The 15353-nt window shown below is 40.7% G+C and carries 11 protein-coding genes and 1 pseudogene; 2 read left to right on the top strand and 10 right to left on the bottom strand.

The features are described 5' to 3' along the window. Positions 1-54: 54 nt before the first annotated feature. The 5 genes from AC0KTX_RS08590 to AC0KTX_RS08570 all read right to left on the bottom strand — a co-directional run bounded on the left by AC0KTX_RS08590 (position 55) and on the right by AC0KTX_RS08570 (position 8472). Positions 55-1884: an ABC transporter ATP-binding protein gene (locus AC0KTX_RS08590; protein ID WP_474251808.1), complete on the bottom strand. Its 1830-nt coding sequence runs from the start codon at positions 1882-1884 to the stop codon at positions 55-57. Beyond that, positions 1862-3601: an ABC transporter ATP-binding protein gene (locus AC0KTX_RS08585; protein ID WP_474251807.1), complete on the bottom strand. Its 1740-nt coding sequence runs from the start codon at positions 3599-3601 to the stop codon at positions 1862-1864. The genes AC0KTX_RS08590 and AC0KTX_RS08585 overlap by 23 nt, the downstream gene beginning before the upstream one ends. Before the next feature lie 244 nt (positions 3602-3845). Beyond that, positions 3846-4760, bottom strand: a complete 915-nt coding sequence (locus tag AC0KTX_RS08580) for an AEC family transporter (RefSeq protein ID WP_474251806.1) — start codon at positions 4758-4760, stop codon at positions 3846-3848. A 171-nt stretch (positions 4761-4931) separates the two neighbouring features. Continuing rightward, positions 4932-6395 carry a catalase KatA gene (gene katA / locus AC0KTX_RS08575; RefSeq protein ID WP_474251805.1) on the bottom strand — a complete coding sequence of 488 codons (1464 nt, stop codon included), beginning with the start codon at positions 6393-6395 and terminating at the stop codon, positions 4932-4934. An 889-nt stretch (positions 6396-7284) separates the two neighbouring features. Further along, a complete protein-coding gene (locus AC0KTX_RS08570; protein ID WP_474251804.1) occupies positions 7285-8472 on the bottom strand; it encodes an MFS transporter in 1188 nt (395 codons plus the stop codon). A 202-nt stretch (positions 8473-8674) separates the two neighbouring features. Here AC0KTX_RS08570 and AC0KTX_RS08565 point away from each other — a divergent pair, with 202 nt between their 5' ends. Next, complete coding sequence (locus AC0KTX_RS08565) at positions 8675-9643, top strand: glycine-rich domain-containing protein (protein WP_474251803.1); 969 nt, start codon at positions 8675-8677, stop codon at positions 9641-9643. A gap of 83 nt (positions 9644-9726) precedes the next feature. Here the strand turns inward: AC0KTX_RS08565 and AC0KTX_RS08560 are convergent, their stop codons facing one another. The 4 genes from AC0KTX_RS08560 to AC0KTX_RS08545 are packed head-to-tail and all read right to left on the bottom strand — an operon-like array spanning position 9727 to position 13486. Beyond that, entirely contained in the window at positions 9727-10800 is a 1074-nt protein-coding gene (locus AC0KTX_RS08560; RefSeq protein ID WP_474251802.1) for an ABC transporter substrate-binding protein, read from the bottom strand. Then, positions 10797-11600, bottom strand: coding sequence for an ABC transporter permease (locus tag AC0KTX_RS08555; RefSeq protein WP_474251801.1), 804 nt, complete (start codon positions 11598-11600; stop codon positions 10797-10799). Before AC0KTX_RS08555 ends, AC0KTX_RS08560 begins: the two co-directional genes overlap by 4 nt. A 10-nt stretch (positions 11601-11610) precedes the next feature. Further along, positions 11611-12402, bottom strand: coding sequence for an ABC transporter permease (locus tag AC0KTX_RS08550; protein WP_474251800.1), 792 nt, complete (start codon positions 12400-12402; stop codon positions 11611-11613). Next, positions 12392-13486, bottom strand: coding sequence for an ABC transporter ATP-binding protein (locus AC0KTX_RS08545; protein WP_474251799.1), 1095 nt, complete (start codon positions 13484-13486; stop codon positions 12392-12394). The genes AC0KTX_RS08550 and AC0KTX_RS08545 overlap by 11 nt, the downstream gene beginning before the upstream one ends. A 459-nt stretch (positions 13487-13945) precedes the next feature. Between AC0KTX_RS08545 and AC0KTX_RS08540 the strand changes: the two genes are divergently transcribed. Beyond that, complete coding sequence (locus AC0KTX_RS08540) at positions 13946-14356, top strand: hypothetical protein (protein WP_474251798.1); 411 nt, start codon at positions 13946-13948, stop codon at positions 14354-14356. A 271-nt stretch (positions 14357-14627) separates the two neighbouring features. Here the strand turns inward: AC0KTX_RS08540 and AC0KTX_RS08535 are convergent. Beyond that, a pseudogene (locus AC0KTX_RS08535) lies at positions 14628-15333 on the bottom strand (DUF421 domain-containing protein). Positions 15334-15353 lie beyond the last annotated feature (20 nt).

The raw sequence follows: 15353 nt of genomic DNA, 5'->3' as shown, positions 1-15353 counted from the left end.
ACATTATATCTCAACATTGATTCGGCCGCACATTTGCCATTATTCAAACGAAACTTAAATGGTTTCTTTTTTAAATCGGCTGCTCGCCAATTCATAATAAAATCCTTTTCTATCAAGCAATTGCTGATGGGATCCTTTTTCTAAAATTCGTCCGTCTTTGATGACCAAAATTTGATCCGCTTTTCTAATGGTATTGAGACGATGGGCAATGACAAAACTCGTTCTCCCCTTCATCAGCCGCTCCAGCGCCTCTTGGATTTTCAATTCTGTTACAGTGTCAATGCTGCTAGTGGCCTCATCCAATAGTAAAATCGAAGGATTTTTTAAAATCGCTCTTGCAATCGAAAGAAGCTGTTTTTGCCCTTGGCTGATGCCGCTCCCGTTTTGGCTGATGACCGTATCATATTGGTTGGGCAGCTTCATAATGAAAGAGTGGGCATTGGATAACTTGGCAGCCTCCTCCACCTCTTTATCAGTTGCGTCAAGTCTGCCGTAGCGAATATTTTCCCTGATCGTTCCTTGGAACAAAAACGGATCTTGCAAAACAAATCCCATCGTTTTGCGAAGGGCGCTCCGCTTCAATTTCGAAATATCATGGCCGTCAATCAAAATTTTCCCATTATCTGCTTCATAAAAACGAGCGAGCAAATTGATAATCGTCGTTTTTCCTGCACCAGTCGGCCCCACAAGAGCAACCGTTTCTCCAGGCGAAACATGAAAGCTGACATCTTGAATCGTTTGGCTGCTTTCTTCATAAGAAAAACTGACGTGGTCAAAGATGACTTCTCCTTTTACATGTTCAAAATCGATTTGTTTTCCGTTATCACGTTCTTCTTCCGGTTCATCAAGCAAAGCAAAAACACGTTCGGCGCCGGCAACCGCTGACAAGAGAGTATTGAACTGGTTAGCAAGATCGTTTAATGGACGGGTGAATTGCCTGGCATATTCTGCGAAAGCGACAATCGTTCCAATTGTGATCCATCCTTTTAATGCAAACATTCCGCCGATTCCGGCAATCAATGTAAAACTTGCATTGTTTAAAGCGTTCATTAATTTTGGAATAAAACCTGAAATGGTTTGCGCCCAAAATGCCGATTGTTTAAGCCTTTCGTTTTTCGCTAAAAATTCACTGATCACCCGCTGCTCTTGGGAAAAAGCTTTCACAATCCGCTGCCCTGTGATCATTTCTTCCACATAGCCGTTCAGCTCTCCTAAATTTTGCTGTTGTTCTTTAAATAACAGCCCCGTCCTCCGTGTAATCCACTTCATTCCCATGACCATCATAGGGATGACAATTAACGTGATCACCGTTAAAAGCGGGCTCATCCATAACATGACCGCGATCGTTCCGATTAAAGTCAATACACTGAAGGATATTTGAATGACCGAGCTGTTTAATGTAGAACTGACATTTTCAATGTCATTCGTCATCCGGCTCATTAAATCTCCCGCTTTTCGTTCATCAAAAAAAGAAATAGACAGACGATGATATTGCTGAAACAAATCCGATCTCATTTTATAAACGGTATTTTGCGCTACTTTGATCATCCAAATATTTTGAAACCAAATGGACAATGAATGAAAAGCGTAGATCAAAACAAGAGCCGCCAGCAAAAAGCCAAAATTTTCACCGCTTTTCTCAACGATATGGACATCAATGGCTTTTCCAATCAAAAACGGACCTAATATCCCCAAAACAGTGCTTGCGAAAACCATTAGAAAAACGAGAAATACCCAACCTTTTTGATCAGACATATACTTCCAAATCCGTTTCAACGTTCCGGGCCAGTCTTTCACTTTCGGCTTTTTGCCTTTAGCGGCAGCACCATCTTTCATTTCCATTTTTGGATGCCGGAAAGGTTCAATAAGATGTTTGAGCGCCATACAGCCCATCCTTTCCATATTGCGATTCATAAATCTTTCGGTATAGCGGAACACGTTGAAGCAATTCTTCATGTGTTCCTGTTGCAAGCACTTTTCCATCTTCCAAGAGCAAAATGTGATCAGCTGCTATGGCGGTTGCAATTTTTTGGGTAATAATCAATGTTGTACATTTGTATTGCATTAGAGCATTCAACAGCTTTTCTTCCGTTTTTAAATCAAGCGCACTCGTGCTGTCGTCAAGCAGCAAGATTTTCGGCTTCCTCACAAGCGCCCGTGCTATCGAAATCCGCTGCTTCTGCCCACCTGAAAGATTGGCTCCTTTTTGGCTGATCATGGTATCGTATCCTTGCGGAAGTTTTAAAATCGTTTCGTGAATTTGCGCTGATTTAGCTGCCGCTGCAATTTCATCAAGTTCGGCATCTTCTTTTCCCCATGCAATATTCTCTTTGACCGTTCCAGTAAATAATAATGATTCTTGCGGGACGAGACCAATCGACTTTCTTAAATTCTCCAGCTTGATGGTATGTATATCCATTTCATCTATCAAAACACGGCCGTTCGTCGGATCATATAAACGCATGATTAAGTGAAAAATAGTCGACTTGCCCGATCCAGTTGCCCCGAGCAGCGCCAAAGTTTCCCCGGGATTTACTATAAATGATACATGATCCAGCACTTGAGAAGAAGAATCCGGGTAGGTAAAAGAAACATCTCGAAATTCAATCTTTCCTTCTTTTATTTCATTCGCCGATTGCGCCAAATCGTCTGTTATATCAATCTTAGTTTCAAGAACCTCGGCAATTCTTAAGCTTGAAGCTTTGGCACGGGAAAAGGCTGAAATAATAAATGACAACATGGACAAAACGGACATGATTCTTGTCGCATAGTTCACAACAGCAACTACTTCACCGACTTTTACCTCTCCCTCCACGACATCTGCGTGCGCCACCCATAATATAATTAAAATACTGGCATTCAACACAAACAGCAAAACAGGCTGGATCATTTCCAAAAATCGGAGCACGGAAACGGTTTGGTTCTTTAAGTCTTGGTTCGCCTTTTGAAAGCGGCTCAATTCGTAATCATGCCGCAAAAACGCTTTGATAAGGCGCATCCCTGCTAAATTTTCCTGTACTATTCTATTGACGGCATCCAGCTTTTCCTGCACGATCCGGAACAGATTTCCCGCTTTTCTCATCATCCACAGAAGAAAGAGGATGAGCAAAGGGAGAGAACAGATGAGGATCGAAGCTAATTTGACATTGACGGCAAAAGCCATGACGGTTCCGCCAATGACTAAAAGAGGTGCACGGAGCATAATGCGCAGCCCCATAAAAACAGTATTTTGAATTTGCGTTAAATCATTGGTCAACCTTGTCATTAATGATGAGCCGGGAAATCTGTTGAAATTTGAAAAAGAAAAGTACTGAATTTTCACAAACAACGCTTTTCTCACATCAAAACCGAAGCTTTGACTAACATGCGCTGCGTAAAACGAGTTGGCAATTCCGGCAAAAAAGGCAATAAGCGTGATGCTGAGCATGACCATTCCCCATCGGGCTACAGCATCCAAATCTTTTTGTAAAATGCCGTCATCAATGATTTTTGCCATTAACAAAGGCTGGATTAGTTCAACTGCCAGCTCGATCAGCATAAGGAAAAGAGCGATAGCGATTGCCACTCGGTAAGGGTTCAAAAAGGACAGGATTTTTTTCATTTGAAAGCCTCCACAGCAACAAACAAATACGGTTATATTGTCATCATACAACTTTTCTGAAAATTTTGTAACATAAAAGTCCGGGAAATGAAGAGAAGAGCTGCAGGAGCCAAGTCCTAATTACTCTGTAAAATCTCATTTCCAGCCTAACGGATCTAGATTCACGACAAAAAAACCGCTTCCTTTTTATACAAAGTTCAGGACTTAATCGCTGCAGGTTTGATTTCACAAACAACGCTCTTCCTTAACCGGTGATAACGGCGATGATCCATATGATCGCGAAACTAAGCAAGATGGTCATACTCGAGGCGATTCCGGTAAATCTGGCATTATAGCCAAATTCAACAGAATAAGGCAGAACGGCCGTTGATAAAGGAAGTATAAAACCGATCAGCAGCGTATACTTAAACATTTCCCCAAACGGCAGCAATAAAAACAGGAAAATGCCTGCTGCCAAACCAACAACATAACGGATGGCCAGCAGCTTGAAAATATTTTTCCAATAGGTTCCTTCAAATGAAAAATTTAAATAGATCCCGAGCAAAAGCAAAGATAGCGGGGTGTTTGCGCGGGACAAAATATCGGCAACGTCGATTACAGCACTTGGCAAATGCCAACCGACAATATTTAAGGTGCAAACCATGGTATAAGAAAGCAGTGGAATCGATTTTGAGATTTTGATTGCGATCGCTTTTACATTGGCTTTCGCATTTTCTGCCGATGAGTAATAGCTTCCAAGCAAATAGCTCAGCCCGAAAACGATAAAGGCATTGCCGACATCAAACATTCCGAAATAGGTTAAACCTTCTTTCCCCCATAACCCTTCGATCAGCGGATAAGCAAAAAGGCCGATATTAAACCCGGGAACAATCATCATCAGCAGGCCTTTTGTATTTCTTTGTTCATTTTTAAACAAGAGCCAGCCTAAGAACGCAGAAAATACCCCGTATATAAAAGAAATGAGTACAAGCAAAACCAGTGAGTAGTCAAAATTCATTTGGTTAAATGTTACAATGATCAGACTTGGGAGCGTGATGTTGAAAACGATTCTTGCAACGCTTTCGCCGTCCGATTCCTGTATAATTCCCCGTCTTTTCATAAAATATCCTAGTGCTATGATGCAAAGTGAATATAGAAACTGTTGATGGAAACCGTCCATTGAACATTCCCCTATAATTTAAAAAATGGCAAATGAAAACCGAAAAGAAAACGCTCCTTGGATTTCACCCAAAGGAGCTAAACAAAATTATACACAAAATAAATTCAAAATTCACGCAGAAAAACAAAAGATCCCGGAAATTTCGACGAAATTTCCGGGATCTCCATTCGATTAGCCTTTTCTTACTTCTTCAGGAACTTTTAAGCCGAGCCCTTCTGCAACTCGTGTTCCGTATTCAGGATCTGCTTTATAGAAATGGCCGATTTGTCGAAGCTTAATTTCTTCCAATTCAACAGGTTTCATTGCATTGACGATGTTTTCAACAAGGCGCGCTCTTTCTTCTTCGCTCATAAGGCGGTACAAGTCGCCAGCTTGTGTGTAGTGGTCATCGTGATCATATCTGGTGCTTTCAGCAATTCCCGAAACCGGGTATGCAGCTTGTTTTGCTTCCGGTACTTCTTTTGGTCCGCCAAAACTGTTTGGTTCATAGTAGACAGAACCGCCGCCATTGCCGTCGAACCGCATAAATCCATCCCGTTGATAATTGTTTACTTCCACTTTCGGACGGTTGATCGGAAGAGCGTTATAGTTCGCCCCAATGCGGTAGCGGTGGGCATCATGGTATGCAAACAAACGGCCTTGCAGCATTTTATCAGGTGATACATCTACACCAGGAACAAGATTTCCAGGCGAAAATGCAGCTTGTTCAACTTCCGCAAAATAGTTTTCCGGATTTTTATTCAATACTAATTTTCCTACTTCAATTAATGGATAGTCTTTGTGTGACCATACTTTTGTCACATCAAACGGATCCCATTTGTATGTGTTGGCATCTTCAAGCGGCATGATTTGCACATAAAGCGTCCAAGAAGGATAATCGCCTTTTTCAATGGCATTAAATAAATCTTCGATATGATAATCAGGGTTTTCGCCGGCTATTTTTGCAGCAGTTTTTGAATCAAGGTTTTTAATGCCTTGGTCTGTTTTGAAATGGTATTTGATCCAGACGCTTTCACCTTCTGCGTTTGTCCATTTAAACGTGTGGCTGCCGTAGCCGTTCATATGGCGGAAAGTTGCCGGAATTCCGCGGTCACCCATTAAGTAAGTAACTTGATGCAAAGATTCAGGGGACAGCGACCAGAAATCCCATACCGCCGTAGGATTTTTCAAGTGCGTTTTCGGATCGCGTTTTTGTGTATGAATGAAGTCAGGGAATTTAATGGCATCGCGAATGAAAAAGATCGGTGTATTGTTCCCTACGATATCATAGTTTCCTTCTTCAGTGTAAAACTTCACGGCAAAGCCGCGCGGGTCGCGAACAGTATCAGCAGATCCCAATTCTCCTGCAACCGTTGAGAATCTTACAAAAACAGGTGTGCGTTTTCCAACACCATTAAATACTTTTGCCTTTGTGTACTTGGACATATCGTTTGTCACTTCAAAATAACCGTGAGCACCTGCGCCTTTCGCATGAACAACACGTTCAGGAACACGCTCTCTATTAAAATGAGCGAGCTTTTCTAATAGATGGACATCTTGAATTAATGTCGGACCGCGATGGCCAGCTGTAATCGAATTTTGATTGTCCCCTACAGGAGCACCCCAGCTAGTCGTCAGCTTTTTATTCTCTCCCATTTATAAATCACCTCATAAATTAAAATGATATTTCTATAATTATCACAATAATATAATAACATATTTCAATTAAAAATCAATAGTAATTTAAAATTATTATAAATTAAAAGGCGAAATCTAGCATTTTTTAATCAATTAAGCAATTATTTTATCATTTATACAACCGAGAAAGATCCTCCATTATCAAAAAAAGAGGATATTTATAATGTCTAATATATACAAAACAGCTAATATTTTGAAGGAGAAGAAGGAATTTTATTGGTGAAAAATGAGCGTAAGTGTCAAAATCAGTCGCCATGTCGGTATTAGATTGGCATTGATCGCCATCGGACTTTTGGTTGCCTTAAGCATCTCTGTGTGCAGGTAGTCAAAACTATGCCAGAGCAGGGAAACATTGCTTGGTGCAAAATGGAACGGTTATGTTCAAATCCAAACTTCCTATAAGAGGAAATTCTCCTTATATGATTCAGCCCTTCTTGGATGTTCTAGAAACATCCAATACTATGGCTTCTGCTGATTTCTGACTGTTCAACTAGATATCACTAGGTAGCTTACCAAGTGTGCTCGGCGTATCAGTCAGATCTCCCGTGGTAAGAGTACAATCATTCCCTCCATCTATCTGTTTCATTTACTCTGTACCACCTTTGGCAGTAAGGACTTTGCCTTGTTTGACAGGCTCATCCAATGGTACCTAGCCTCATATGAAGTTCGTGTTCCGAGAGACCTTAGGTTTGCCGCCCACTTCCTTCAGATTCCCATGGACATCCTTGTGTTAAGCTAACCATTACTACCGCCTTCATGGCTCGAGACTTTCACCTTATAGACTGCACCCATGCCGGGCGCACCACCAAAAAAGCGGCAATTTTTTAGCCAACTTTTGAATAAAAAATCAATTGTCTTTTTCTCTTTGAACAGCAGGAATCATTGTGCTAACCAGCGCGGAAGCAAAAGCGATGATTCCTGTTGCTATAAACACCTCATAAAAGCCAACATGATCTGCAAGGAACCCCGCTAACATCGGTCCGATAAAAATGCCGATTGCATAAACCGACTGGTAAAAGCCCATTGCCGTCGTCCGATAAGATTCTTCGCATACGGGAATGACCATTGCCAATAATTGCGGAAAAATTAATCCGAGCCAAAAACCGATCAAAACATGAAGAAAACAAATCCACCATAATGAATCTGAAAGCGGCAGCAACAAATGAAACACTCCTGTCAGAAGAAAAGATAGGAATAGCAATAGTTTCGGCTTTCGGACAGGCAAATAGGCAAGCAGCAATGATGCAGCCGCATGCGGTATAAAAAAGGAAGCAACGATCCAAAAAAACGTCGACTCACTGAAACCTTTTTGTGCAACATAAATAGGTGTAAAGCCAAACATCGTCATAAACAAAATGGAATGTGCAGCAAGCGACAAGATTGAGATGACCCATAAAGCTTTTATGCGAAAAACATATGTTAACTGGTCAACATAACGCGCCGCCCCTTCTTTTGCTTCCGTTTCTTTTATTTCCTTTATCCAAAATGATAAGACAAAACCGATCAATGCCGTTATCGTCCCGATCAAAAACGGCATTTCCCAGCCGAAGCGTTCAACAATTTTTCCGCTGACAGCCATGCTTAAAAATTGTGTCACGACTGTCATAAACTGCAGCGTTCCCATCGCTTTGGCTGACTGGCTTTCCTCAAAATATTGCGCATATAATGTTGTAGCCATGACCCACATCGAAGCTGTAATTCCCGAAAGCAGCCTGGCAATGAATACAGGGATAAAAGAAGTAAACATAAGGAACATGACGCCGCTGGCAAAAGCCATGAAAAATCCGGCAATCAGCATTCCTTTCCTCATCTTCCCTAAAAAGTCGGACAAGATCCCAAGCGGAAAACGAATAAGTATTTGCGTAATCCCATAGCTTCCCAAAATGATGCCGACAAGCGAATAATCAAACCGCAAATATTCCAAATACACTCCAAAAATGGGGATATAAACATAAATCGAAAACCAAAAACAAAAGATAACCGTCAAAAAGAGGAAATGGTCTTTTTTCAAAATTAAGCTTTCATGAACTTTCATCGCAAAATACCTTTCTCAATTGTCATTTGCCGTCTAGTACTCTACATCATATCATATCGTTTTTTGCCAATAAATAGAATCATTGTTTTTCTTGAAGATTTCTTTACATTTCTACCAATCATTGTATTTTTTATGTTATCATTTAAATAAAGAGTGTTTTCATCATCAGCCTTTTTCAAACAAAGATAGAAGGAGAATCTGTATGGCAAATTTTCTTGTTGGATTTATTGCCGGGCTTGTTATATTGTTAATCGCCACCGCAATAAAAAAGCAAAAGCCGAAGAAAAAGTCCAAACTTGTTCAGGAAAACGTTCCGAATGATTTAGGCTGTCATATGGAGGAAGCAATTCCGGTTGCCGCTAAGTTAGAAGAAGCACTTCATTCAGAATATATGGAAAACGTTAAGAGAAGGGTTCTTCAAAAACACGCGGATTGGTCTGAAATAGATTATGAATGGCGCTTATTTGAGCTGAAAAGATATTTTCTGTTGGCCGGAATCCTCAAGTCCGTTCCAATGTTCAGCGATGAAGTGGATGAAATCTGGCATGAAATGATTATGTTTACAAAGGAATATGAAAGCTTCTCCAAAAAATTTTTCGGTTCCTTTCTCCATCACAGCCCAAACATGGAGCGGGTTCCAGTCCCTGACGAACGGGCGCTGTTTGACTGGATGTATATCCGCCTTTTCGAAATATATCCAAACAGCACGAAGTTGTGGGGAAGCTTTTTTCAAAACCCGCTCAGCCGCACATTATTAAATGAAGTTCGATTTTCAACAAACGACCAAATACGGGAAAAATATTTCCGGCCGTTTGACCTTGCACAGCCATTGCAAATGAAGCTGATCGAATGGCTTCAAAACGACATCGAAAAAGCGGAAGAGATGAAACAGCAAAACAAACCTTTCAGCAAGGCGGCGCAAAATGATGATTTTATGTATTTGCTGCCGGCCATGGTTTATTTCTCAATGTACGATGCAGACAACTTCGATACTGAAATGTCGAAACTTTTGCATAAAGATTCGACTACTGGCGGCGCAAGCTCCGTTTATGCGTGCGGAGCCGCCTACACCGACTCGAATGACCATTCAGGGCATTCCGGCTGTTCTTCTTCAGGATGCTCGGGCTCCAGCTGCGGATCAAGCTGCGGAGGAGGATGCGGAAGCAGCTGATGAAACATTCCTTTAAAAAACAGCCTTTCTCGTGAAGATACTTTAAAAATCCCGCCTCCAACACGGAACGGGATTTTTTTCAATTATTTAGGATGCATTTTAAACTCAAGAAACAAATCATTATAGTAAGCAAGCATCCGCTTTCCGAGATTTTCATAAACTTCTAATTTGCTCGTTAATTGCGGATCCGGATAAAACCTCTTATCCCCGGAAATTTCTTTCGGCAAATATTCGAGCGCCTTTTCGTTAGGAGTAGAATAGCCGACATATTCCGCATTTTGCGCCGCAATTTTCGGATCGAGGATGAAATTCATAAATTGATGGGCTCCTTCAATATTTTTCGCCGTTTTCGGGATGACCATGTTGTCAAACCAAAGATTTGATCCTTCTTTTGGAACAACATAGTCGAGCTTCTCATTTTCCCACATGATTTCTGCTGCATCTCCCGACCATACAAGAGCTGCTCCGGCTTCCTCGTTGGCCATCAACATTTTAATTTCATCGCCAACAATCGCTTTCACATTCGGAGTTAATTGATCAAGCTTTTCCTTTGCCTCCAGCAGATGCTGTTTGTTTGTATCATTTAATGAGTATCCGAGGCTATTTAATCCCATGCCGATTACTTCACGGGCTCCGTCAACAAGCAGAATTTCATTTTTCATATCTTTATCCCATAAATCGTTCCAGCTGTCGATTTTTTTGCCGTTGAGCTTTTCCGGATTGTACACGATTCCAACCGTCCCCCAAAAATAAGGAATTGAATATTTGTTTCCCGGATCAAATGACAAATCAAGAAAGCGGGGGTTGATATATTTTAAATTGGGAATTTTGTCATGATCTATAGGAAAAAGGAGGCCTTCCTCCTTCATTTTGCTGACGGCGTACTCAGAGGGGACGGCAATATCAAACGTTGTTCCGCCTTGAGCAATTTTTGTCATCATCGCTTCGTTTGAATCAAATGTTTGATAAATCACTTTTATCCCTGTTTCCTCTTCAAACCGATCAATCAATTCCGGATCGATATAGTCCCCCCAGTTGTAAATCGTAAGTGTATTTTTCTCTGAATACCCTTCGGATGCGTTCAAACGGGCAATAAAAAACAAAATGGCAAAGGAAACGGCAAAAACAACCGCGAACATTTGCACCACTTTTTTCATCTCCGTCCCCCCAATCTGCCAGGACGATTATTTTTTAAAGTGACGAAATAATAGCCGATAACAAGAAGAATGGTGAATAGAAAAATAAGTGTCGATAGAGCATTGATCGATAAAGAAATGCCTTGGCGCGCCATGGAATATATTTCAACCGATAAAGTTGTAAAACCATTGCCCGTAACAAAAAATGTAACAGCAAAATCGTCCAACGAATAAGTCAGAGCCATAAAAAATCCTGCAAAAATACCGGGTGTAATATACGGAATGACGACTTTCGAAAGCACATTCCACTGGCTTGCCCCCAGATCCCTTGCCGCATCAATCAGCGTTGGGCTCATTTCCTGGAGCTTCGGCAGCACCATCAAGACGACGATCGGGACGCTGAAGGCAATATGCGAAAGCAAAACAGAAACAAAACCGAGCTTAATGCCAACAATGGTAAACAATATTAACAAAGAGGCTCCGATGATCACATCCGGACTAACTAAAAGAACATTGTTGAGCGACAGCAATGTGTTTTTCCACCGCCGCGTTTTGACAAAATAAATGGCCAGTGCACCGAATACACCGATAACGGTTGAAATGGCAGCGGACAGCAAAGCAATCACAACCGTATTCAATACAATGATCAGCAAGCGGACATCTTGGAAAACTTCTTTATACCACTCCAACGTAAAACCTTCAAAATGGTGCATCGTTCCGCCGCTGTTAAACGAATAATAGACAAGATAGAAAATCGGCGAGTACAAGATGAAAAAAACAGCGACTAAATAAATATTGGACAGCTTCCATTTTTTCTTCATTTTTCATCCCTCACTTCCGATTTCCTGTTACAAACATGATGATGGCCATTGCAATAATTAAAAAGACAGCAATGGTTGCTCCCATTCCCCAGTTTTGCGTGACGAGGAAATGCTGTTCAATTGCCGTTCCCAGCGTGATCACCCGATTTCCTGCAATTAAGCGGGTAATCATAAAGAGCGACAAAGCCGGAATGAACACTGCTTGACAGCCTGATTTTACCCCGCCAATGGTCAGCGGAAAGATAACTCTACGGAACGTAACCCATGAAGAAGCACCAAGATCCCTCGCCGCATCCACAAAAGTCGGATTTAGCTTTTCCAAAGCATTAAAAATAGGCAAAATCATGAATGGGATAAAAATATAAACCGATACAAACACAAAACTAAAATCTGTAAATAAAATTTGTGTCGCACCAACACCAATGGCTTCCAACAAACGATTGGCTGTACCATACGTTCCAAAAATCCCAAGGAATGCGTATGCTTTTAACAGCAAATTAATCCACATAGGCAAAATGATCAAAAGCAGCCATAACTGCTTATGCTTTGTTTTCGTTAATAAAAAGGCAGTCGGATAGGCAATCACCAACGAAAAAACGGTGATCAAAAAGGCGTACCAGAAAGAGCTTAACGCCATTTTCAAATAAACAGGCGTAAAAAACTTTCTGTAGTTTTCAAACGAAAATTCCCCTTCAATATTAAAAAATGAATAATAAACTATGAGCAGAATCGGTAAGATAACAAACAACACGATCCATAAAACGTATGGAAGAAAATAGAGCGGGCGGATATTATGTTTCATCGCCAACACCATCATTTAATTGCTGTTGTTTTGACTCCACTTCAAGATGCATGACGTGAATTGCTTCCGGTTCAAAATAAAGACCGATTTCTTCCCCGACTTCTGCACGTTTCGTCGAATGGACGAGCCACTCATTGCCATCCTGATCATAACAGCAAATTTCATAATGAACCCCGCGAAACAGTTGGGAATCGACGCGAGCCTTTAATTTTCCCTTCTCGGGAGCGGTAATTTCCAAGTCTTCCGGGCGAATGACCACCTCAACCTCCTCGTTTTGTTGAAAACCTTTATCGACGCATTCAAACTGTTTTCCAACAAATTCAACGAGGTAATCTCGGATCATTTTTCCCAAGACAATATTCGATTCACCGATAAAATCCGCCACAAAACGGTTCACAGGTTCATCATATATATCCTTTGGCGTTCCGCTTTGTTGAATTTTTCCTTTATTTATTACAAATATTTCATCAGACATTGCCAATGCTTCTTCTTGGTCATGTGTGACAAACACAAAAGTGATGCCAAGCCGGCGCTGCAATTCCCTCAGTTCGTACTGCATCTCAGTGCGCAGCTTTAAATCGAGTGCGGATAACGGTTCATCTAAGAGAAGCACTTCGGGTTCATTGACGATTGCTCTTGCAATGGCCACCCGCTGGCGCTGTCCTCCCGACATTTCTTGAATATTGCGATATTCATAGCCAGACAAGTTAACGAACCGAAGCGCATCTTTTACCTTTTTCTCGATCACATCTTTTTTCATTTTTTTGATCCGAAGACCGAATGCGACATTTTCAAAAACATTAAGATGAGGAAAAAGAGCGTAGTCTTGGAACACGGTATTAACTTGCCGTTTATTCGGTGTGACATGATTAATGCTTTTTCCATTAAAATAAATCGTTCCTTTCGTCGGTTGGATAAATCCGGCAATTAAACGAAGAATCGTCGTTTTGCCGCAACCAGACGGGCCCAGCAATGTATAAAATTTTCCCCGTTCTAGTTCAAAGCTGACATTATCCAACACAGGCAAGTCATCATCATATTGTTTTGTTACGTTCTCAAACCGAATGATCGGCTGCTTGTCCATAGCGGTTTCCCCCATTGCATACAAGTCATTTGCTTGGCCATTTCCAACAAAATGGATAATATAAATTCTATTAAAAAAATCCTTATAATTAGGTTGGGATCCCCGCCCAATTCCTAATTATAAGGAGATTGACAGAATAAGAATAACACAAAAATTAATGGAAATGAACTATAAAAATGCAAAATATGATCGAAATTTCCGTATTTCCTAATACTTGCATTTTTCCCCTAGTTCTCCGTCCATAGCGGTTTCCGCTGTTCAATTTCTGACAAATGAAAAATGCTGTGCCAAGAGAAAAAGCACCTTTTAAAATTGCTGCCATTTCAAAAAGGGATTAGTCTGTAAGAGTTTGTAAAAGTGATGGATTTTTGCCCTTAGGCGGACACCATTGAATTTTTTGTAACAAAGAAAAAAATGGTGAATATTATATAATCGAATTTTAGGAAAGGGGAAAATATCATGCATCAGCATAACACGGACTTCAATCAAAACCAAGAAATTCCATATGCAATGCCTTATGAAGAACATATGCATTATCGGGATTACCACGGTCACCATATGCATGACTTCTGCAAAAAATATAAGCATTATTATGTCATGATGGAAATGGACGATGGAAAAATGTACGACGGCATTATCGAAAAAGCCGATAACGATCATGCCTATGTATTAATGCCGATTGGCGACCAACGCGAGGAAAATATAGAAGAGGATAGACAGTATGGTTACGGCGGCTACGGTTATCCTTATGGCGGCTATGGCCCCGGTTATGGCTACGGGCACCGTATTCCGTTTCGTTTTCGCAGATTTAGAAGATTCCGATTTCCGTTTTTTAGAATTCGCCGGTTTTCATTCCCGTTCCCTTATTAACAAATCTAAGAGACCGGCAACTTCGTAACGAAGTTGCCGCTTTTTTTGCCCGAAAAAAACGTCATGATATTGAACCGATAATATGTGATCCCTAGATGGCAGCTTCCGGTACAGTATGTTCATTCATCCGTTAGGTTTTCCAACTTAATCATTTTTTCAAATCCAGGCTTTTTTCCTTATATTATTTACCATTATGTAAAAAACGATTTAGGCCGCATTACTCCAGATGCCGGATGAGAGGGAGTTTGCATGAAAGGAGCTTTATTCCAGTTTAGTTGTACAAAAAGATGTTGATGTTATCGTGATCATCAATCGTCGCTAACAAAATGTCGTTTACGTCCACATTATATGTGATTTTGATTATGTTTTTCAGCCACATTTCATTTTTGCCGATTTGAGCCAATTCGCCGAAATCAATCTTTCCTTCTTTTATAATCGTTCGGGGAAATGAAAATGGTTTTGCCAACAATTTCATATCCGCCGGTGTCAGTGCTTGATGCTGAGGATTTAAAAAAAACGAAATGGTGCCATCCGGTTCCCATTAGGGCAAGAGAAACCTTCGGGATATCTGTAATTTTTTCTTTTCTTAACTGCGATAATAAAAAATCGATGGATATTCTTGCTTTGGCCAAACTTTTATAAATGATTTTTCCATTTTTTATTATGAGAAAGGGGGAAGGCTCAAGCCAGCTTCTAAATTTTCCCCATTTTAGACTTAAAAATACACAAGCAGTATACAAAACAACCAATACAGTTATTGTGATCATTGATCCCTTCAGGTCTAATTGCTCGTCGGACAACGGATGGGAAATAATGTTCCCAAGTAATAAAGCCATTATAAAATCAAGCAGTCTTAGCTGAGAAATAGACCGCTGCCCCATGACTTTCACCGCAAAGAGCAAAAAGAAAAAGGAAACAATTGCCCTTAATCCCCATTGAATGGCAGCCAGCGATTCTTGGCCATGAAAAAATTCCATCTACATTCACGTCCTCGCAT

Source organism: Aeribacillus sp. JST-2 (assembly GCF_056032925.1).
This window is presented reverse-complemented; position numbering and strand designations above follow the sequence as displayed.